The sequence below is a fragment of the Pseudomonas sp. B21-051 genome (assembly GCF_024748795.1).
Lineage (GTDB): Bacteria > Pseudomonadota > Gammaproteobacteria > Pseudomonadales > Pseudomonadaceae > Aquipseudomonas > Aquipseudomonas putida_A.
The window spans coordinates 3,781,792-3,802,467 of the sequence record NZ_CP087166.1 but is presented as its reverse complement, the minus strand read 5'-3'; the positions used below and the strand labels follow the sequence as shown (position 1 = coordinate 3,802,467).

18 protein-coding genes are annotated in these 20,676 nt (G+C 62.3%); 3 read left to right on the top strand and 15 right to left on the bottom strand.

The window, feature by feature from the left end; all coding sequences use genetic code 11:
* Positions 1-72 precede the first annotated feature (72 nt).
* Positions 73-588, bottom strand: a complete 516-nt coding sequence (locus LOY52_RS16910; RefSeq protein ID WP_003226246.1) for an Hcp family type VI secretion system effector — start codon at positions 586-588, stop codon at positions 73-75.
* A gap of 409 nt (positions 589-997) precedes the next feature.
* Here LOY52_RS16910 and LOY52_RS16905 point away from each other — a divergent pair, with 409 nt between their 5' ends.
* Positions 998-1,675 carry a type 1 glutamine amidotransferase domain-containing protein gene (locus LOY52_RS16905; protein WP_258675141.1) on the top strand — a complete coding sequence of 226 codons (678 nt, stop codon included), beginning with the start codon at positions 998-1,000 and terminating at the stop codon, positions 1,673-1,675.
* 95 nt (positions 1,676-1,770) lie between these two features.
* Here the strand turns inward: LOY52_RS16905 and LOY52_RS16900 are convergent, their stop codons facing one another.
* The 6 genes from LOY52_RS16900 to LOY52_RS16875 all read right to left on the bottom strand — a co-directional run bounded on the left by LOY52_RS16900 (position 1,771) and on the right by LOY52_RS16875 (position 9,594).
* The gene (locus LOY52_RS16900) at positions 1,771-3,150 is read right to left on the bottom strand and encodes a VOC family protein (protein ID WP_258675139.1); all 1,380 of its coding nucleotides are present in this window, start codon (positions 3,148-3,150) and stop codon (positions 1,771-1,773) included.
* A gap of 88 nt (positions 3,151-3,238) precedes the next feature.
* Positions 3,239-4,459 carry a glycolate oxidase subunit GlcF gene (glcF, locus tag LOY52_RS16895; protein ID WP_258675138.1) on the bottom strand — a complete coding sequence of 407 codons (1,221 nt, stop codon included), beginning with the start codon at positions 4,457-4,459 and terminating at the stop codon, positions 3,239-3,241.
* Positions 4,460-4,461: 2 nt separating this feature from the next.
* Positions 4,462-5,511, bottom strand: a complete 1,050-nt coding sequence (glcE, locus tag LOY52_RS16890; RefSeq protein WP_258675137.1) for a glycolate oxidase subunit GlcE — start codon at positions 5,509-5,511, stop codon at positions 4,462-4,464.
* Positions 5,511-7,010 (bottom strand): glycolate oxidase subunit GlcD, encoded by a 1,500-nt coding sequence (gene glcD, locus LOY52_RS16885; RefSeq protein ID WP_258675136.1) that lies wholly within the window; start codon positions 7,008-7,010, stop codon positions 5,511-5,513. Before glcD ends, glcE begins: the two co-directional genes overlap by 1 nt.
* Before the next feature lie 184 nt (positions 7,011-7,194).
* On the bottom strand, positions 7,195-8,121 hold the full coding sequence (locus tag LOY52_RS16880; RefSeq protein WP_258675134.1) for an alpha/beta fold hydrolase: 927 nt from the start codon (positions 8,119-8,121) through the stop codon (positions 7,195-7,197).
* 21 nt (positions 8,122-8,142) lie between these two features.
* Positions 8,143-9,594, bottom strand: coding sequence for an NAD(P)/FAD-dependent oxidoreductase (locus LOY52_RS16875; protein WP_258675133.1), 1,452 nt, complete (start codon positions 9,592-9,594; stop codon positions 8,143-8,145).
* A gap of 190 nt (positions 9,595-9,784) precedes the next feature.
* Between LOY52_RS16875 and LOY52_RS16870 the strand changes: the two genes are divergently transcribed.
* Positions 9,785-10,858 carry a diguanylate cyclase gene (locus tag LOY52_RS16870; protein ID WP_258675132.1) on the top strand — a complete coding sequence of 358 codons (1,074 nt, stop codon included), beginning with the start codon at positions 9,785-9,787 and terminating at the stop codon, positions 10,856-10,858.
* Between the two features lie 126 nt (positions 10,859-10,984).
* Complete coding sequence (locus tag LOY52_RS16865; RefSeq protein ID WP_258675131.1) at positions 10,985-12,220, top strand: M20/M25/M40 family metallo-hydrolase; 1,236 nt, start codon at positions 10,985-10,987, stop codon at positions 12,218-12,220.
* Between the two features lie 147 nt (positions 12,221-12,367).
* Here the strand turns inward: LOY52_RS16865 and LOY52_RS16860 are convergent, their stop codons facing one another.
* The 8 genes from LOY52_RS16860 to LOY52_RS16825 form a co-directional block, all read right to left on the bottom strand.
* The gene (locus tag LOY52_RS16860; RefSeq protein WP_258675129.1) at positions 12,368-13,237 is read right to left on the bottom strand and encodes an oxaloacetate decarboxylase; all 870 of its coding nucleotides are present in this window, start codon (positions 13,235-13,237) and stop codon (positions 12,368-12,370) included.
* 185 nt (positions 13,238-13,422) lie between these two features.
* Positions 13,423-14,457, bottom strand: coding sequence for an arginine N-succinyltransferase (gene astA / locus LOY52_RS16855; RefSeq protein ID WP_258675127.1), 1,035 nt, complete (start codon positions 14,455-14,457; stop codon positions 13,423-13,425).
* A gap of 61 nt (positions 14,458-14,518) precedes the next feature.
* Complete coding sequence (locus tag LOY52_RS16850; RefSeq protein ID WP_258675125.1) at positions 14,519-15,535, bottom strand: arginine N-succinyltransferase; 1,017 nt, start codon at positions 15,533-15,535, stop codon at positions 14,519-14,521.
* 119 nt (positions 15,536-15,654) lie between these two features.
* Entirely contained in the window at positions 15,655-17,004 is a 1,350-nt protein-coding gene (locus LOY52_RS16845; RefSeq protein ID WP_258675124.1) for an APC family permease, read from the bottom strand.
* Between the two features lie 86 nt (positions 17,005-17,090).
* Positions 17,091-17,843: an N-formylglutamate amidohydrolase gene (locus LOY52_RS16840; RefSeq protein WP_258675123.1), complete on the bottom strand. Its 753-nt coding sequence runs from the start codon at positions 17,841-17,843 to the stop codon at positions 17,091-17,093.
* A complete protein-coding gene (locus tag LOY52_RS16835) occupies positions 17,827-19,158 on the bottom strand; it encodes a glutamine synthetase (RefSeq protein ID WP_123588369.1) in 1,332 nt (443 codons plus the stop codon). The genes LOY52_RS16840 and LOY52_RS16835 overlap by 17 nt, the downstream gene beginning before the upstream one ends.
* The gene (locus LOY52_RS16830) at positions 19,155-19,799 is read right to left on the bottom strand and encodes an isochorismatase family cysteine hydrolase (protein ID WP_139054635.1); all 645 of its coding nucleotides are present in this window, start codon (positions 19,797-19,799) and stop codon (positions 19,155-19,157) included. The genes LOY52_RS16835 and LOY52_RS16830 overlap by 4 nt, the downstream gene beginning before the upstream one ends.
* A 2-nt stretch (positions 19,800-19,801) precedes the next feature.
* Positions 19,802-20,656, bottom strand: coding sequence for a MurR/RpiR family transcriptional regulator (locus tag LOY52_RS16825; protein ID WP_258675122.1), 855 nt, complete (start codon positions 20,654-20,656; stop codon positions 19,802-19,804).
* Positions 20,657-20,676: the final 20 nt, after the last annotated feature.

The following is a 20,676-nucleotide window of genomic DNA, read 5'->3' as shown; positions in this document are numbered from 1 at the left end:
CGCGAAATTCTGGAGGGGCGTAAACAACATCGACCAGCAGGGCTGGTCGATGCTTGTAACGATCAGCCGTAATTAAACGACTGGAGCACGCCAGTCATCGGAACCCGAAGTACCGGATACTTCGTGGGTCCAGGTGATTTTACGGTAGGTGAACTGCACTTCTTCCAGGTGGGTGAAGTGCGAGTTGCCTGGATCCTGGCAGTTGTGCATTTTGTTGTTGATGGCGACGATGATCGCGTCTTCCAGTTTGGTGGTGTAGTAGTGCTCTTGAGTACCTTGAGCAGAAGTACGGTACCACTGGATAACGATTTCGCTCATGCGCTCGCCGGAGGTCAGAGCAGCTTGCAGCAGAGGCGAAGCCTTGTCGTAGACCTTGGTGATGATCACTGGCTTGTGAACGCGCTGACCGGTTGGCTGACCGGATTGTGGGTCACGCGGGATGATCACGTCGTGGCTGAAAGCCTGAACCATGACCTGGTCTTCGTGGCCTTCCTGGTAGGTGTTGCCAACGGAGTCGGCGGTGAAGGCGCCGGCAGTGATCAGGCCTTGTTTTTCGCCGGTAACCGACATGTACGCTGGTGTTGCCATGGGGTGCTCTCCTTGCGGATAAATTTAGGGTGCCCGGGAGGCGAAATCGCCCGGTGGGTGCCTGACTGTTATCAAGGAGCGTGCCAGGTTTATCGAAGGTCCCGGCAGCCGGGGGTGAAGCAGCTCTAGCCTGCGTTATGACCGATGTTTTTTGCTGAATCGAAGTGGAAAGTGCGCAACTTCTTGCGCAGTACTGCGCAAGAAGTTGCGCACTCGGCTGCGGGCCACGTGCCTCAAGGCCTGCAACGCGATGACCAGGGTTTTTGGGCCGGACAAGTGCGCAAGAAGTTGCGCAGTAAGGCCAAGTGCCAGCGTCGAGCGCTTGAAACGATTCGCCCTGCGCGACGGTCAATCACTCACGACCGCGCCAACGGCGTCCGCACCCTACCCCACAGCGAGTGAGATCGACATGAAAATCCTGATGGTTTTAACGTCCCACGATCAATTGGGTGATACCGGCAAGAAAACCGGTTTCTGGCTGGAAGAATTTGCCGCGCCGTATTACGTGTTCAAGGATGCCGGCGCGCAACTGACGCTGGCCTCGCCCAAGGGTGGCCAGCCACCGCTGGACCCGAAGAGTGACGAACCGGACGCGCAGACCGCCGCCACCGAGCGCTTTCGCAAGGATTCCGCCGCGCAGTCGGCGCTGTCCTCCACGGTCAAGCTGGACACGGTGAAGGCTGCGGATTTCGGTGCCGTGTTCTATCCCGGCGGACACGGCCCGCTGTGGGATCTGGCTGAAGACCGTCATTCGATTGCGCTGATCGAAGCGTTTTACAACGGTGGCAAGCCAGTCGCAGCGGTGTGCCATGCGCCCGGTGTGTTGCGCCATGCCAAAGGTGCGGACGGTCAGCCGCTGGTCAAGGGTAAGCAGGTGACAGGGTTTACCAACAGTGAAGAGGGGGCGGTAGGGCTGACCGATGTGGTGCCGTTTCTGGTGGAGGATGAGCTCAAGGCCAAGGGTGGGATTTTCTCCAAGGGCGCGGACTGGTCGAGCTACACCCGTGAAGATGGATTGTTGTTGACGGGGCAGAATCCGGCGTCGTCGGAGGAGACGGCGTTCGCGTTGTTGTCACGCTTGCGCTAGAAGCAAAAGCAAAAGATCGCAGCCTGCGGCAGCTCCTACAGGGGGAAACACATTCCATCTGTAGGAGCTGCCGCAGGCTGCGATCTTTTGATCTTTCAGCGCGAAAGCGCTGCCAGACACTCCTCAATCGAACGCCGCTGCGTCTCGGCATACAACTCCAACTCATCAATGGTCGCACGCCCCAGCGCTTGTTCGAATGCCTGGCGGTTCGAGTGTTCGCCATAGTGCGTCTGCGCGGCATCCCCAAGGTTCGACTGAAAAATCCCCGCCGCACTCACCGGCAGGAAATCTTCGTACACCAACGGTTCCGCTTTCACATGGCCCTCACGGAGCAAATCCTCCAGCGATGCCGACGTGAGGCTACCCGCTGTCAGGCCTTTTTCGGTAGGGAAGTAGCGAAAATACGCCAGCTCCTGTTCGCGCATGCCGTCGACGCTGTCAGGAAACTCGCCAAAGTGCTGGGTCATCAGCTCGTTGTAGCGTGCGGCGTTACCTTCGTTGGGGAAATCACCGAGTTCATCGCGCGCGGCATTCAGCAAGCGGTCATACAGCGCCCGGCCTCTGGGCGTCAGCGCCGCGCCGCGTTGTTCGATCTCGCCGAAGCGTGCGCTGTGACTGCCACGGGTGTAGTGCTGGTCGGTGAAGGCAATCGGCTCGTCGAGCGCCTTGAAACTGGTCTGGCGCAGCAGGATCGGACATTGCCGGCGCGGTGGGCCTTCGATCACCGCTTTCGGGGTGATGCCGTGCACCGGCATTTGCGCCTGCACGCTGTCGATGTCCAGCGTGCGCGGGGTCAGGTGATTGATGTGCGGGCCTTTGAACGCCACCACATCGGCGATCAGACGATGCTGAGCGCTGAGGGTCTGGTACTGCGCGGCGGTGACGGTTGCGCTGTGATGCCAGCGAAAGGTCTCCAGGGCCTGCAGGACAAATTCCTCCGCTTCAGGCTCATTCAGCCCTCCCGCTGACTCAGCCCGCTCGATCAGGCGCAATGCCGCAGGGGTAAAGATCGAACGCTGATTCAGCACCGATTCGGCAAACGCCCGCAGCTCGGGATCTTCGATCAGTTCCAGGCGCAGCAACGAGGTGAACACTCGAAACGGACTGACCTGCAGCGCCGCTTCATGCACCGCGCGAAACGCCGTGGAGTGCACCGGCACACCCGCCGGGGTCAGGTCGTAATAACCCACCGGTTGCATGCCCATCACCGCGAACAAACGGGTGAGGGTCGCCAGCTCCTTGGCCGTACCGACGCGGATGGCGCCGTGGCGCTCCATGTCCAGCCGTTCGATTTCACCGGTGCTGTCGAGCTGCCGTGCGATGTCCGGCTGAGCGGCCAACACTTCGCGGTTGGTCTGCTCCACCAGCTCCATCAGCGCGCCGTACAACGGCACTTCTTCGCGGTACATGTCGGACATCGCTTTGGAGAAGCGTTGGCGGATCAGGTCGGGGCTGACGAAAGGCTGCACGGTCATGAAAAAAATTCCTGCCACGGTCACGGGTTGGATGGAGGAAAAGATCGCAGCCTTCGCCGACGGCGGCAAACGAAGAATCCTACGAACTTCATTCTGCCAACGACTGATCCACCAGTTCGATCCAGTGCACAACCTGCGTGCGCCCGGCGCCGGCCAGATGATTCTGGCAACCGATGTTGGAGGTGACGATCAAGTCCGGGCGATCACTCTCCAAGGCGTTGAGGCGGTTGTCGCGCAGTTGCCGGGCGAGGGCCGGTTGCGTCAACGAATAGGTGCCCGCAGAACCGCAACACAGGTGCCCGTCCGGCACCACTGTGAGGTTAAAGCCCAGCCGGGTCAGCAGCGCTTCCACCGCGCCGCCGAGTTTCAGCGCATGTTGCAAGGTGCAGGGACAATGCACGGCGATCCGCCGTTGGCTGGCGGCACATATTGTCTGCAGGGGTTCCTGCGCGAGAATCTGCACCAGATCCAGCGTACGTTCGCTGATCCGCCGCGCCTTGTCGGCGTAGCGCGGATCCTGCGCCAGCAAATGCCCGTAATCCTTGATGAACGCGCCGCAACCGCTGGCCGTCTGCACGATGGCTTCGGCGCCGTTTTCCAGGTGCGGCCACCACGCGTCGATGTTCTGCCGGGCACGGTCGAGGCCTTTGGCCTGGGCATCGAGGTGATAGTCCAAGGCTCCGCAACAACCGGCCTCGGCCACCGGGGTGACGCTGATCCCCAACCGATCCAGCACCCGCGCCGTCGCATCGTTGGTGTTAGGCGACAGGCCCGGTTGCACGCACCCCTCGAGCAGCAGCACCCGCCGTGCATGGCGCGGGGCAGGGCGTGTACCGGACGCTGGCGAGCGCTGCGGCAATTTGCTTTCGAACAGGCGCGGCAGCAAAGGCCGGAACGTCGTGCCGACCCGCAACAAGCCCTTGAACACCCCGGGGTTCGGCGCCAGTGCGCGCAGACCCTCGCGCAACAAGCGCTGGGCGGCGGGGCGCGGCACGGCCTGATCGACCACCGCTCGGCCAATGTCGAGCAGGTTGTGATAGTCGACACCGGACGGGCAGGTGGTTTCACAGTTGCGACAGGACAGGCAGCGATCCAGATGCAACTGAGTCTGTGCGGTGGCCGGCGCGCCTTCGAGCACTTGCTTGATCAGATAAATGCGCCCGCGCGGCCCGTCGAGTTCATCACCGAGCAACTGATAGGTCGGGCAAGTGGCGTTGCAAAACCCGCAATGCACGCAGGTGCGGAGGATTTTTTCCGCCTCGGCAGCGCGCGGCAGTTGTCGGGACTCTTCGCTGAGGGTGGTTTGCATGGCTAGAACTCCGCGTACATCCGGCCGGGGTTGAGCAGCCCTTGCGGGTCGAGTTGCGCCTTGAGTTGCCGGTGATAACGCATGAGCGTCGGGGCTAGCGGCTGGAACGGCGTGTCGCTGGCGCCATGGGTAAAGCAGGTGGCGTGCCCGCCGAGTTCCTGAGCAAGAATCTGGATGTGCTCGTGATCGGACTTCAGCCAGCGTTGCGCACCGGCCCACTCGATCAGTTGCTGGCCGGGCAAGTCCTGCGGTCCGAGATTGTTCGGCAGCGACAGGCGCCACAGCGGCAGGCCCTCATCGAAAAAGCTCAGGCGTTGCTCGTTCAAGTCACGCCAGAACGTCGAATCCAGTGGTTCGCCGCCGAGCCGTTGATGCGCGGCGGTGACCGAGCCTTCGCCGCCCTCAAGGCGCAGATACAGGCTTTGCCCGTCATGACAGGCGCCGCTGATCGGCAACGGTTGCTGTCCCCACTCGGCCAACCTGGCCAGCGCCCGCGCGCAGTCGATATCGAGACGGATGCTCAGGCATTGACGCGGTTTCGGCAGGACTTTCAGCGAGACTTCGGTCAGCACCCCGAGACAACCAAAACTGCCGGTCAACAGGCGCGAGAGGTCGTAGCCGGCAACGTTTTTCATCACCTCGCCACCGAACCGCAGGTGCTCGCCGAGACCGGTGATGACTCGGGTGCCGAGGACAAAATCGCGCACCGAACCTGACCAGGGCCGCCGTGGCCCGGACAGTCCGCAGGCGATCATCCCGCCCACCGTGGCGTTTTCGCCGAAAGCCGGCGGCTCGCAGGGCAGCATCTGCCCGGCCGCGTCGAGCGCCGCGAGCAGCTCGCGCAATGGCGTACCGGCGCGCACGCTGACCACCAACTCGGTCGGTTCATAGCGCACGATGCCGCGATGCGCGCGGACATCGAGCACTTCACCGGCCACCTCGCGGCCGAGAAACGCCTTGCTGTTACCGCCCTGTATCTTCAGCGGCGTGGCGTTGGCCCGGGCCTGGTTGACCTGCTCGAGCAGCGCGCTGCTGGCGTCGAAATCAGCCATCAGAAACGCTCCAGTTCGGGAAATGGCAGTTGCCCGGCATGAATGTGCATGGCGCCAAATTCCGCACAGCGATGCAGAGTCGGGATGTTCTTGCCGGGGTTGAGCAGGCCTTGCGGGTCGAACGCGGCTTTTACCGCGTGGAACAGGGTCAGTTCAGCGCTGTTGAACTGCGCGCACATCTGATTGATTTTCTCGCGGCCGACCCCGTGTTCACCGGTGATGCTGCCGCCAACCTGCACGCACAATTCCAGAATCTTCCCGCCCAACGCTTCGGCGCGATGCAGTTCGCCGGGCTGGTTGGCGTCGAACAGAATCAGCGGGTGCATGTTGCCGTCGCCGGCATGAAACACGTTGGCCACGCGCAAGCCGTATTCGGCGCCGAGGCGGGCGATGCCTTGCAACACGCCGGGCAATTCGCGGCGCGGGATGGTACCGTCCATGCAGTAGTAGTCCGGCGACAAGCGGCCGATCGCCGGAAAGGCGTTTTTGCGCCCGGCCCAGAAGCGCACGCGCTCGGCTTCATCGCGGGCCTGCCGCACGTCGCTGGCGCCGGCCTGAAGCATGACCTCGCGCACCCGCAGGCAATCGTCGTGGACATCGGCTTCGACGCCATCGAGTTCGCACAACAGGATTGCCTCGGCATCGACTGGGTAACCGGCGTGAATGAAGTCTTCGGCGGCGCGGATCGCCAGGTTGTCCATCATCTCCAGGCCGCCGGGAATGATCCCCGCAGCGATGATGTCGGCCACGGCGCGGCCAGCCTTTTCCACCGAGTCGAAACTGGCCAGCAAGACTTTGGCGACCTGCGGTTTGGGCAGCAGTTTGACCGTGACTTCGGTGATGATCCCCAGCAACCCTTCGGAACCGGTGAACAGCGCCAGCAAATCGAAACCCGGCGCGTCGAGGGCTTCGCTGCCCAGTGTCAGGCGCTCGCCTTCGATACTCAGCACTTCGATTTTCAGCAGGTTATGCACGGTCAGGCCGTACTTGAGGCAATGCACGCCACCGGCGTTTTCCGCGACGTTGCCGCCGATCGAGCAGGCAATCTGCGACGACGGATCCGGCGCGTAATACAGGCCGAACGGCGCGGCCGCCTGGGAAATCGCCAGATTGCGCACCCCGGGCTGAACCCGCGCGGTACGGGCCGCCGGGTCGATGTGCAGAATATTGTTGAAACGCGCCATCACCAGCAGCAGGCCTTTTTCCAGCGGCAGCGCACCGCCCGACAACCCGGTGCCAGCACCCCGGGCAACCACCGGCACGTTGTGTTGATGGCAGAGCTTGAGCAGGGTCTGCACCTGATCGAGCCGTCGGGGCAGGGCGACCAGCATCGGTGTGGTGCGATAGGCCGAGAGGCCGTCGCATTCGTAAGGCTTGAGTTCGTCTTCACGCCAGAGCAGGTCGAGATCCGGGAGGGCGCGCTGCAGGGTTTTCAGCAACTCGGCCTTGTTCACCTCCGGTAGCGGGCCATCGAGGCGTTCGTCGTAGAGAATGTTCATTTCGACCTTCCGATTTTTTGTCGCCGGGAGGGTTTTTTGTGGCGAGGGAGCTTGCTCCCGCCGGGCTGCGCAGCAGACCTGAGATCGATACCGTGGCGAGGCAGGCTAGTCGCATGCGCTGGATCAGGGCCGCTTCGCGCCCCAGCGGGAGCAAGCTCCCTCGCCACAATGCCAGCGGTAGGTTTCATCGCTGGTTTCCCAGAAACTCCCGATACAACCGCGCGGTATTCCCCGGTTGTTCGACCATCGGCATGTGCCCGACACCGTCCCACACTTCGACCCGCAGATTGGCGATGCCCTTGCTCCACACCGGCACGCTGCTGACGTCGATCAAGCGATCCTTGCGCCCCCACAGCAGCAGCGCCGGGCATTTGATATCGGCCAGTTTCGGCTCCATCGGCGGGCTGGCGCGGAAGTCGCGGAAGATCTCTTCCAGTTCATCGCGCTGGCGTTCGTATCGCTGGGCGATGGCATCCAGCACCAGTCCGGGCACCCAGGGTGGCGAGGCCATGGTCATCGCATAAAACTGGCGAAACTCTTCCCGGGAGTTGATCAGGAACGGGTTATGCCCACGGGCCAGATGACGCTCCATGTCGCTGGCCTGCGGCGCGGTGACGCCGGCCGGGTCGATCAGTGCCACCGAGGCAATCCGCTCCGGGTAAGTTGCTGCAAGCCACGCTGCGATGTAGCCACCCATCGAGTTGCCGATCACGTGGACTTTCTCCACGCCGCAGACGTCGAGCAACTGGATCATGCGCTTGGCCTGCAGCGCAATGTCGTAGCCGCCGCCGGCCTTGAACCCGGTTTCCCCATGACCGGCGATGTCCGGAATGATCACCCGGTACTGGCGGACAAAATGCCTGGCGAAGCGCAGCCACAGATTTTTCTCGGCACTGTAGCCGTGCAGCATCAGGATCGCGCTGGCCGCTTCATAGGGGCCACCCTGCCAGGTCGACACCGTCATTTCGGCAATCGGCACTTCGATTTTATGCAGCTTGTATAACCTGGCCTCGAGCGCTGTGCTCAGGTCATACAGCCAATGCCCGACCGCCGGGTAACTCAACCAGCTCCAGGCCACGAAAACCGCGAGAGCGACAAACAGCACAAGCATCGACGTCTTCCTTTTACGTGTTCAGGACAGAATGTGGTCAGCCGGTTTCAGCGCCCGGGTCAACCGGTAGTAGCTGAAACTGAAGCCCGGAAAAATCGCGATCACATGACCGCTTTTGCTCTGATACCAACTGTGACAGCCGCCGGACTTCCACACCGTGCGTTCCATCTCACGGTGGATCATTGCAGTGTAGGTACGTTCCGCTTCGGGGCGCACTTCGATGCTGCGCAGCCCTTTTGACTGCAGGGTATGGATGCAGTCGAGGATGTAGTTCATCTGCGCTTCGATGATGAACAGCGCCGAGGTATGGCCGATGCCGGTGTTCGGGCCGGTGACGATAAACAAGTTGGGAAAGTCCGGCAGGCTGGTGCCCAGGTAGGCGCGCGGGTACTGCGCCCAGACGTCCTTGAGTTGCACGCCGTGCTTGCCGGTGACCGGGTAAGAGACCACGCCGTCGGTGGCGTCGTAGCCGGTCGACCAGACAATCAAATCGACGTCGATGTGCTGGCCGTCCGTGGTGGTGATCCCGGTTTCATCGATTTCGGCGATGCCTTGTTCACGGCTGTGCAGCGTGACATTGGGCCGGGTCAGCGCCGGGTAATAGGTGCTGGAGAGCAGGATGCGCTTGCAGCCGATGGTGAAGTCCGGGGTGAGTTTTGCGCGCAACAGCGGATCCGGCACCTGTTGCTTGAGAAAGCGCAGGGCCTGGCGCTGAACCAGGTGAATCGCCGGTTTCGAATATTTGAAGGCGATGACCCGTGTTTCGAATTGCCAGTAGAGCAGCCAGCGCAGCAGCTTGTAAGCCGGTTTCACCCCCAGCAGCCAGCGCTGGAAAGGCCCGAACGTGCGATCGGCGCGCGGCAGCACCCAATGTGGCGTGCGCTGGAACACGTGCAATTGCTCGACCTCGGCGGCAATCGCCGGAATCACCTGCGCGGCACTGGCGCCGCTGCCGACGATGGCCACGCGTTTACCACGGTAGTCGTAGCTGTGATCCCAATTGTTGGTATGAAAAGTCTTGCCTTCAAAGCGATCCAGGCCGGGGAAGGGTGGGATCAACGGTTGGCTCAACGGCCCGGAGGCGTTGATCACGAACTGCGCGTAAAAAATCCCCTTGCTGGTATGCACCGTCCAGCGCTGTTCGGCGTCGTCCCATTCGATGCGTTCGACGTTGGTTTGCAGCGCCACGCGCTCGCGCAGGCCGAAGCGCTCGATGACGTGTTCGGTGTAGTGATGCAATTCGGCCTGGGCGGCGAACATCTGTGTCCAGGGAAATGGCGCAAACGACAACGAATAAAGCGGCGACGGCACATCCACCGCCGCACCGGGGTAGGTGTTCTGGCACCAGGTGCCGCCGAAGAAGTCCCTTCTTTCCAGCAAGCGAAAATCGTCGATTCCGGCCTTGAGCAAGTTGACCGCCGCACATTGGCCGCCAAATCCGCTGCCGATGATCAACACTCGGTAGGTCTGCATGGGCCTCCTTCTTATAGTCGTTTTTCCGTTTTCGTCCTTTCAGGTATAGCCAAAAATTTGCCCTGTGCGCGACGGCGATGGCGCGGTATTCAGCGGCTGGCCGGTGATAGCTATTTAACGACTGCCTGTTAGACTTCCAGCACATCGGTCTGACGGTGTGCGCAGGTTCCGTTGAGTGGTCGAGGCCCTTATGCGAAACAAGGGGGGAAAGGGACTTTCATTGGCCAGGAGGCTTTATACATCGCGAACCCTCGGGCTGGTGCTGGGGCTGTTGTGCGTGAGCGCGGCGATGTACCCGCTCGACCCGCCGCTGTGGGTCTGGGCGTTGATGCTGTTCAATGGCCTGCTCTGGCCGCACCTGGCGTTTCAATGGGCTCGTCGTGCCAGCGTTCCTTACCATGCGGAACACCGCAATCTGTTGATTGACGCCTTTATGGGCGGCTTCTGGGTCGCCGCCATGCACTTCAATCCACTGCCCAGTGCCACCACCGTTTCGATGATGGCGATGAATAACGTCGCCATCGGCGGATTACGTTTTCTCGCCGCAGGCCTGGCGGCGCAGATCCTCGGTATCGGCGTCGGCCTGGTGGTTTTCGCCCCGGCGTTCATCCCGCAAACCTCGCCCTTGCAGCTGTACGCGTGCCTGCCGTTGCTGATGCTGTACCCGCTGGCGCTGGGCTGGATCTGCTTTCGCCAGGCCTACACGCTGGGTCTGCACAAGCGTGAGCTGCTGGCGCTGAGCCGCACCGACAGCCTCACCGGGTTGCTCAATCACGGCGCGTGGAAGGATCAACTGGAAATCGCCTTTCAACGTTGCCGCCGGCAGAAGCAGGGCGCAGCGATCGCGTTGATCGACATCGACCACTTCAAGGCGATCAACGACACCTACGGGCATGTGGCGGGTGACATCGTGCTGCGCCAGTTGAGCAAAATGCTCAAGCAGAACCTGCGCGCTGCGGACATCGCCGGGCGCTATGGCGGCGACGAGTTTTGCGTGATCCTGCCCGACCTGCCGCTGTTCAATGCCGCGCAGGCCATGGAAGCCTTGCGCGAGCGTTTCGCCACCCTGGGTTACGAGCAGAACCCGGCGCTCAAGGTCAGTCTGAGCATTGGTCTGGCGGCGTACGATCCGGCGCATGGCGACGCGACCCGTTGGCTTAATGATGCGGATCAGGCGCTGTATGAGGCCAAAGCGAGCGGGCGCAATCGGGTGATCTGCAACAGTGATGATCTGCCGAAGCAGGAACTGCTCGATTCGGTCTGACTGCCCGGCACAATTTCCTCCTACAGGTGTTCGGTGTCGGCCGCAGCGATGTCGCATCCGGTATAGAGCCTTGCGTCGATGTCAGGTACGGTTCAATCCCCCCCGACGCGAAACAAGGATCGATTCATGACGTTCTCATTTCCCCGCTCGCTGCTGGCCGCCGGCCTCGGCCTGTCACTCGCCTTCAGTGCTGCCGGCGCCTTCGCCGAACCGCACAAGCAAGTGCTGACGGATGCCGAGCAATATCAACCCGAAGCCCTCAAACTACTGGAACGGCTGGTGAACATCGACTCAGGTTCCGGTTATGAACCGGGCTTGAAACAAGTCAGCGAGATCGCCATCGATGAGCTGAAAAAGCTTGGCGCCACCATCGAACTGGTGCCCAACACCCCGGAAAAATCCAACCACGTGCTGGCGACCTTCAAAGGCACCGGCAAGGCAAAAATCCTCCTGATGGCGCACATGGACACGGTGTTCAAGGAAGGCTCCGCGGCCGAGCGCCCGTTCCGCATCAAGGACGGTCGCGCCTACGGGCCGGGGGTGATGGACGACAAGGGCGGCATCGTCGCCGGGATCTACGCGCTGAAGATATTGAAGAACCTCGACTTCAAGGACTACGCGCAAATCACCTTCCTGCTCGACGCCAGCGAGGAAACCGGCTCCGACGTCGCCACCGACCTGATCAAGAACACCGCCAAGGCTCATGACGTGACCCTCAACCTTGAACCGGGGCGTCCGGCCGATGGACTGGTGGTGTGGCGCAAAGGCAGCGCGACGGCGCTGGTCGAGGTCCAAGGCAAGGCGGCGCACGCTGGAGTCGCGCCGGAACTGGGGCGGAACGCGGCGATGGAAGCGGCGCACCAGATTCTGCAACTGGGCAAACTCGGCGACGAAGCGAAGAAAACCACGATCAACTTCACCGTGCTCCAGGCCGGTGATCGCACCAACGTGATCCCGGATCACGCCACTGCCAAGGCTGACGTGCGTGCGGCGGTGCCGGAAGAGTTCGACCGGATCGAGAAAGACCTGGCGCGAGTGTCGCAGGACAAGCTGATCGCTGAAACCGAAGTCACCACCAGCCTCAAACGCGGGTTGCCGCCGATGCCGCAGACGGCAGAGTCGGATCGCTTGATGGCCATGGCGCAAGGGATTTACGGCGAGATCGGCCGCAAGCTGACCGAAGAGGGCAGTGGTGGCGCGGCGGATGCCAGCCTGTCCGCCGGGGTAGGTACGCCGACGCTGGACGGTTTCGGAATTGTCGGCGGCAATATCCACACGCCTGAGGAATACGCCGAAGTGGCGAGCGTGACGCCGCGGATTTATCTGTTGTCGCGGATGATCATGGAATTGGCCAAGCGCTGACTCCCTCGGATTGGCGGTGCTGCAACTGACGCTTTCGCGAGCAAGCCCGCTCCCACAATGGATCTGTGCCGAACACCAATGCTGTGTTCACTGAAGATCCACTGTGGGAGCGAGCCTGCTCGCGAAGAGGCCAGTCCTGACCGCAGCTTATTCCTTGACGCTCATGTATTCCTTGGCCCACAGAATGTAAGCCTCAGGCTGGGTATAGGTGTGCGTCAGCTCGGTGGCGCTCAGGTCCGAGGCCTGGGTGAAGATCTGGCGTTGTTCGCGCAGGCTGTCGTAAGTCGCCTTGATCGCCGCGAAGTACGCGCCGTGGCCGTCGATGGTCACGCGCACACCGAGTTCGGCCAGTCGCTTGTCGTCGCGCAGCGCAGGGTTGCCGTAGGTGACCAGCATCAGCGGCACCGTCAGGTGTTCGGCGATTTGCTCAAGCTGATCGAAGTCCTGCACCCCGACCATGCAGATGCCGTCGGCACCAGCGGCCTGATATTGCTTGGTGCGGCTGATGATTTCCTGATTCGGCAGGATCCCGGCGTTGGTACGGGCGATGATTGCCATTTCCGAATCGACCCGGGCTTCCAGCGCCGCGCGGATCTTGCCGACGCCTTCGGCGACCGAGATCAGGTCGGTGGATTTACGGCCGAATTGCGCCGGCAGCAGGGTGTCTTCGATGGTCAGGGCGGCGACGCCGGCGCGTTCCAGTTCAACGATGGTGCGCATCACGTTGAGGGCGTTGCCATAGCCGTGGTCGGCGTCGGCGATCACCGGCAATTGGGCGACGCGGCCGATGCGGGTGGCCTGTTCGGCGAACTCGCTGAGGGTGATCAGGGCAAAGTCGGGGGCGCCCAGCACCTGCAATGAGGCCACGGAGCCGCCGAGGATCCCCACTTCAAAACCCAGGTCGGCGGCAATGCGCGCGGACATCGGGTCGAACACCGAGGCGGTGTGGTAGCAGGTGTCGGAAGCCAGCAATTGACGGAAGTTACGGCGCAAATCTTGATGGGAAAGCCTGGTCATACGAGTTCCACCAATACAAAGGAATGGAACGGCTTGAGCAAAGGTGTCAACGCCGAAGAATGAAAAGGCTATCACGCGAATGGGTCAAGGTTCATGACGAATTTGCGAGTGAGGCGTTGATAGAGGATCCAGCAGCTGAAAGGTTTCATCGGCAGTCAGCGGATTTTCACTGGCAAAACCGCGGATCAGGCGGCTACCGCCTGTTGCTGTTGCCTGGGCAGCAGCACCGCACGTACCGAATTGCCCGGTTGCAACTGCAAGCGCTTGGCGGTGAGGCGATCGACCACCAGGCTATTGCCGACCAGACGACCGGCGGCCACGGTGATGCGGCAGTTCTCCAGGCGACGGTTATGGATCAGCCACAAGGGGGCCTGTTCGTCCGGGGTGCCGAGGCTCAGGGTCAGCGCCAGGCTGTCGCGCACGGTGCGGATGTTGCCGATCGGCGCTTCGATCACCGGGCCACCGTCGAAGATGTCGATGTAGCCCTTATGCGTGAAGCCTTCTGCGCGCAGGATCTTCAGCGCCGGTTCGGTGTTGGGGTGCGGCTGGCCGATGACGGCTTGTGCCTGCTCGGTGAGCATGCAGGTGTACAACGGCTGGCGCGGCATCAGTTCGGCGATGAATGACTTGTTGCCCAGCCCCGACAGGTGGTCGGCATGGCTGAAGTCCATCTTGAAAAAATGTCGGCCCAGGCTGTCCCAGAACGGCGAGCAGCCGCGTTCATCGGCACTGCCACGCAGTTCGGCGATCATCTTTTCGCCAAACAACTGCGGGAATTCAGCCACGAACAGCAGGCGCCCCAACGACAGCAACCGACCATTGCTGCCATGGCGATGCTGCGGATGCAGGAACAGCGAACACAGCTCCGACTGGCCGGTCAGCTCATTATTGAGAAACAGCGTGGGGATCTGCCGCGAAATCCCGAGATCCGGTGCCGAACTCACAGTCAGACCGACCCGATAGTTGTACCACGGCTCGCGCAGGCCTACCGCGCCGGTCAGGGCACTGACGCCGACCACCCGCAGGTCGTCGTCTTCGAGCACGAACAGATAGTCGGCGTCGGCCCGTTCAACCTGTTCGGCGAACGCGCGCTGAGCCCAGCGCACCCGGTGGGCGAGGCGATCCTCATTGGCCGGCAGGGTGGTGAACCCCGGCCCGGCCTGTTGCACCAGGGTCATCAGCGCTGGCAGGTCGCTGACTTTGACCGGACGAACGATCATGCGGTAACTCCTTGTACGCGCCTGTTCGGGCACTGTCGTTGGGTGTGCAACCGGGCGCGGTTCACAGCGCTGTAAGCCTGATCGTGCTGCCAGCGGTGACCTTCAGCGCCGCGCACAGGGCTGGCGTCAGTGACAGCGGTTGATCGGGCTGGTAATCCAGTTCGGCGACGATGGCCCGGAAACCGTGCAGCGCGTCGTTACTCAGCAGGTAATGGCCACGGGCGTCGATCTGCGCCTGCTCGCGCACGCTAGCGGTCTGGCTGCGGACGATCGAACGGATGTTCGCGGTGCGCGCATACAGGGTCGGGCCGGCGTCGAACAAATCGATGTAGCTGTTGGTTTCAAAGCCTTCGCGTTCGAGGATGTCGAACGCTTCCTGGCCGTCCGGGTGAATCCGGCCAATGCATTCCTGTGCTGCCGGGGGCAGCATCGGCACGTAAATCGGGTATTGCGGCATCAGTTCGGCGAGAAACGTGCGGCTTTGCAGGCCGCACAGGCGCTCGGCCTCGACGTAGGGCAGGTCGAAGAAGTGCTTGCCCAGTGCGTCCCAGAACGGCGAATGACCGTTCTCATCGCTGTAGCCGACGATCTCGGTGATCACCGCATCGGCGAAACGTTGTGCGTGAGCGGCGATGAACAGCAGCCGTGCCCGCGACAGCAATTCGGAAAAGGCGCTGCGCACCAGCGCGTTGTCGATGTGAAAACCGCGCAGCAGGGTGTGCCCGCTGAGGTCGTGGCACAGCGACAGCGCCGGCACCCCGTGTTCAATGTTCAGTTCTCGCGAGGCACTGGTGAAGTGGCGGTTGCGCAGGCTGTAGAACGGCTCGTTGAAACCGGCCGTGGCGAGGATCTCCGAGCAGCCGACCAGCCGTTGAGTGTCGAGGTCTTCCAGCACAAAGAAGTAGTTCTCCGGGCCTTGCGCCTGAATGTCGTTGTCGAACGAGGCACAGGAGCCGGCGATTTTTTCGCGCAGGCATTCGCTGTCGTCCGGCAGCGACGTGACGCCGACCAGGCTGTCGCGGGCCAGCTGCTGCAATTGCGGCAGGTCGGTTGTCTCGACTGGGCGTAAGACCAGCATGGATGCACTCCTGTATCAAAGGGTCCGGTGATCCCCACCGAACCTGACTATCACTGTCGGTTGCCACGCTTTAAAGCGGCGGTCGCCTGATTTGTTGTCAGACGCCGCTCTTTTTCTTGTCAGCCATTGCTCGGGTCAGGCAGCGCGGTGCTGGCGCCGAGCTTGTTCAGGAAGAACAGGTACACCAGGCCCAGCGCGATCCAGATCAGTCCGAGTTTCTGCGCATCGACGCCCATGTTGTACATGATGGCGGCGACGATGATGAAGCCGATCACCGGGCAGATCAGATGGCGCACGACCTGACCGGACTTCTGCCGACGCCAGTAGTAGTTGATCACTGTCAGGTGCAGCAGCATGAAACCGCTGAGGGCACCGAAATTGACCAGCGAGGTCAGGGTGTCGACCGAATTGATGAACAGGTAGCAGATCACCAGCGACAGCACTGCCACCAGATAAATGCTCAGGTACGGGGTGTTGTGCTTCGGGTGCACCTTGGCCAGCACTTTCGGCAACTTGCCATCGCGGGCCATGCCGAACAGCAGGCGCGACACCGCGGCTTGCGAGGTGATCGCTACCGCGACACCCCAGGCCAGCGCGGTCGCCACACCGGTCAGGGTGGCCAGCCAGCTGCCAGCGGCGATTTCGGCGATTTCATAGAACGCGGTGTCGGCGGACTTGAAGCCCATACCGGCGGCCAGATCGGTGGCGATCCAGGTCTGCACGACGAAAATCAAACCCATCACCACCAGCGTGATCAGCGCTGCGCGGCCGACGCTTTTGCCCGGATCACCCTTGATTTCTTCGGCGAGGGTCGAGATCGCATCGAAGCCAAGGAACGACAGCACCGCAATCGACACCGCTTGCATCAGCAGGGCGAAGTTGAACGTTTCCGGGTGATACAGCGGCGCCAGGGTCAGCTCGCCGTTGCCGCCGCCGTTGTGCAGGGCGTTCCAGGCGTAGAACAGGAAGATTCCCAGCACCACCAGTTGTGCCAGCAGGAAGATGATGTTCATCCGTGCGGTGAAGGTGATCCCGCGCAGGTTGACGAACGTTGCGCTGACCAGGAACGCCAGAATGAAGCCGACCTTCGGAATGTCCGGGTACAGATGGTTCAGGGCCATCGCCGCGTAGACGTACAGCAGCGGTGGAATCAGCAGGTAGTCGAGCAGCATCAGCCAGCCGGCGATGAAGCCGACGTGTTGATTGAGGCCGCGTTGTGCGTAGGAATACACCGAGCCTGCGATCGGAAACGCCTTGGCCATGCTGCCATAGCTCAGCGCGGTGAACAGCATCGCGACCATGCCGATGATGTAGGCCAGCGGCACCATCCCGGGCGCCTCGGCATTCACGTAGCCATACACGCCGAAGGGGGCGATGGGGATCATGAAGATCATCCCGTACACCACCAGGTCGGTCAGTGTCAGGCTACGTTTCAACTCCTGTTTGTAGCCGAACTCTTCTATTTCCATGAAGCGCAACTCCTTGTCAGCCTATCCAGCGTTTTTAGTTGTTATGTCGGTCCATCGTTACAGCGTCAGCAGTCTTGCAGCATTCTTTACAGCAGTGGCGCCAGGCGCTCGGCCCACAGTGATACCGCCTCTGGGGTGCGCAGCAGATCGTTGCGCACCTCGATCAACACCGATTCCAGCCCCCGGGCGTCGCCGTGCACCGGCACGGTCATGTCGCCCAGCGGATCAACCCGGTACGGCTGGTTGCCCGCGACTTTCAGCGGGTGCTGGCCGAGGCCGTCGATCACCCGCTGCGCATAGGCGCCGGCCTGTCCGAACAGCACGCCGACTTCCAGTGGGCGCGGCTGGCCGTAATACACCGGAGTAAAACTGTGAATCCCGACCACCCGCACCGCCTGGCCTTGTGCGACGCGCTGGTCGATCAGGGTCTGCAGCCGGGCGTGAAACGGTTTGAACAGGGTCTGGCGCCGGTATTCGCGAGTGGCTTCGTCCAGCTCGCGGTTACCGGGCACCTGATAAATCTCGCTCTGCGCCGGAATGCTGTCGGGGGCATGCCGGGGCCGATTGAGGTCGATCAGCAGCCGTGAATAGTTTGCGCTCAACAGTGTCGCGCCGAGTATCTCCGAAAGCTTTTCAGCCAGTTGCAGTGCGCCGATGTCCCAGGCGATGTGCTCGTGCGCGGCTGCATCGTCCAGGCCCAGATTGTTCAGGGCTTCGGGGATGTAGCGGCTGGCGTGCTCGCACACCAGGATCAACGGATGCGATGAATCTTCGCGGCTCAGGTTGTAGACCGGGCGGGTATACAACCCCAGCTCGGCGGATTCAGTACAGGCGTGCATAGTGCTCACACAGGTCAGCGGGCGAGAGCTGTTCCGTCAGCGCCAGTTCCTCGGTTTTAAGGGCGTGGTAAGTGTCGAGCAACGGCTTGGGCAGCCATTGATTGAAGGCTGCACTGTCACGCAGGCAATCCAGCGCCTGGGCCAGCGAGGCGGGCAGGGCCACAATGCCCCGGGCCTTGCGTTGCTCGTCGTTGAGTGAATCGGGAATTTCATCGGTGATCGCGTTCAGCGCCAAGCGCTGTTCAATGCCCAGCCGTCCGGCGATCAGCAGTGCGGCCATCGCCAGGTGCGGCGAGGCGGTCGCGTCCATGGCGCGGAATTCGAGGTTGTACTGCGCCGCCACGGATTTGCCGCCCAGGCTCACGGTCGGACAAATACGCAGCGCCGCTTCACGGTTCTGCTGCCCCAGACACGCATAGGACGCGCTCCAGTGGTGCGGCTGCAAACGCTCGTACGACACCGGCGTCGGTGCGGTGAACGCACACAGCGCCGGCAGGTAATGCAGGATCCCCGCAGCCCAATGCTGGCCGAGGGTCGACAGACCGTTGCTGGTGCCGGCGTCGTAGAGCAGCGGCAGACCTTGCAGGTCGAGCAGGCTGACGTGCAGGTGCACGCCGTTGCACACCGCGTCGGCCTTGGTTTTCGGCGCGAAGCTGACGTCGACGCCCATTTGTCGGGCGATTTCGCGGGTGATCTCGCGCACGTTGACCGCACGATCCGCCGCCGCCACGCCGAGGGTCGGCCGGCAGGTGATTTCGTATTGGTGCTTGCCGTATTCGGGCAGGAACATTTCCGGCTCGACACCGCCGGCGCGCAGGGCGCTGAGCAGCCAGCCACCGAATTCGGCACCCTGACGCTGGGCTTCAAGGGAAAACGCCAGGTGTTCGGCGAAGCCGGCATGCAGGTTGAATTCGTGTTCGAACGCCGCGTTGACCTGCAAGCCGAGGTCGTCGCGATAGCGCTCGATTTCATCGCGCAACAACGTGCGCGGGCAAGCGCTCCACGGCCGGCCATCGGTCTCGCGGATGTCGCCGTGGATGAAGTCCAGCGCCGGTGCTGCGGCGTCCGGGCCATTACCGACCGTCACGCGACTGGCCAGATCGGGAATCAACCGCAAATCACCGTAGGCGCCCCACGGGTTGGTCGAGGCGATGATGTCCTGAGGCGTCAGTGCGCTGTTGGCCGGCACCCAGCCGCACCCGGCCGCTTGATAATGCTCCAGCTGATCGGTGGGAAACGAGCGGCCACGGGTGATGCCGATCAGGTCGGTGGTGACGATGGTGGTCATCGGCAACGGCGTCAGGCGCTCGCTCATGGACGCATCTCCTGCAAGCGGCCGAGCACGGTTTGCGTGTCGCTGATCCAGCAGTAGCCCTTGATCGCGTTGAGGCAGGCGTCATGCCGCGCCGGGGTGTAAGTGGCGCAGGCGTCTTCGACCAGCGTCACCAGATAGCCACGGTCGGCGGCATCCCGCACCGCCATGTCGACGCACTGGTCGGTGACGATACCGGCGATGATCAGGTGGCGGGTTTCGAGGTTGCGCAGCACGTAATCGATGTTCGTCGAGTTGAACACCCCGGACGAGGTTTTCGGCAACACGATTTCGTTTTCCACCGGGGTCAGGTCGTCGATGATCCGCGCCTGGGTGCTGCCCTTGGGCAGGTGCATGTCCGACAGTTTGTGATCCAGCGAGCGGTCGCGACCGTCGGCGGTCAGGCTTTCGATAATCGTGTGCAGCACGTTCTGCCGCGCTTCGCGAAAGGCACTGAGCAAACGGCGCTGGTTGGGCACCACCTGCATGTGCGCGCGGGTCAGGAAATACTCGGCGTCCGGGCCGTTCAGGTGCGGGTCGAACTGCGGTTCGAGCCAGGCACGCTGCATGTCCACCAGCAGCAACGCGGTGTGACCGGTGACGAACGGCAAGTCCCGCGGCGAGCGGTGGGGAAGACTGAACATCCTTATTTATCCTCCAGCAGATGGGTGTTGAAGTCGTTGCGCAGGGCGTCGATGCCTTCCAGGCGATCGGCCAGATCGGGGCTGCGCAGGGTCAGGCAGGCAATCAGCGCCTCGACCTGGGCCAGCGCCGGCACCATGGTGTCGAACGGCGAGGCCGATTCCACCGGGGCACTGATGATCAGGTCCGCCAGTTCGCGCAGCGGCGAGGCATAGATGTCAGTGAACAACACCACCCGCGCGTTGTTGTTCTTCGCCGCCGAGGCAACCCGCAGGGCCTGGGACTGGTAGCGCCGATAGTCAAACAGCAGCACCACGTCCTGACGTTGCAGATCGAACAGGCGGTCGGGCAGTTGCGCGTTGTCTTCCAGGGCAAGGCAGCCGGGTCGCAGCAGGCGCAAGTGATTGAGCAGGTAGTTGGCCATCAGGCTGCTGAAGCGCCCGCCGAAGCAGTAGATCTGGTGCCGGGTGTCGAGCAGCCAGTCAAGCAGAATGCGCACGTCTTCAGGTTGCGTCAGGGCCTGGGTTTCCACCATCAGGCGTTGGCTGTCGGCCAGATAATGGCCCCAGGCATCATCCTTGTTCAGGTGCGAACGCGGCTGCAACAGGGTGCGCGGCGAACGCAGGCGGTGATCCATGTCGCTGAGCAGGGCGTCCTGAAACTCGGCATAACCGCCGAATCCGAGCTTCTTCACCAGCCGCACGATGGTCGGATCGCTGACGCCGGCGTGTTCGGCCAGACGCGCCATCGGGCCCAGGCCGTTGCGTGGATACTGGTCGAGCAGGGCGCGAATCACTTTGCGCTCCGACGGCGTCAGCTCCAAACCGGGGTCGGTGATCAAGTCTCTGAGAGGGGGCATCCGGGCTCCTGCTGGATGAA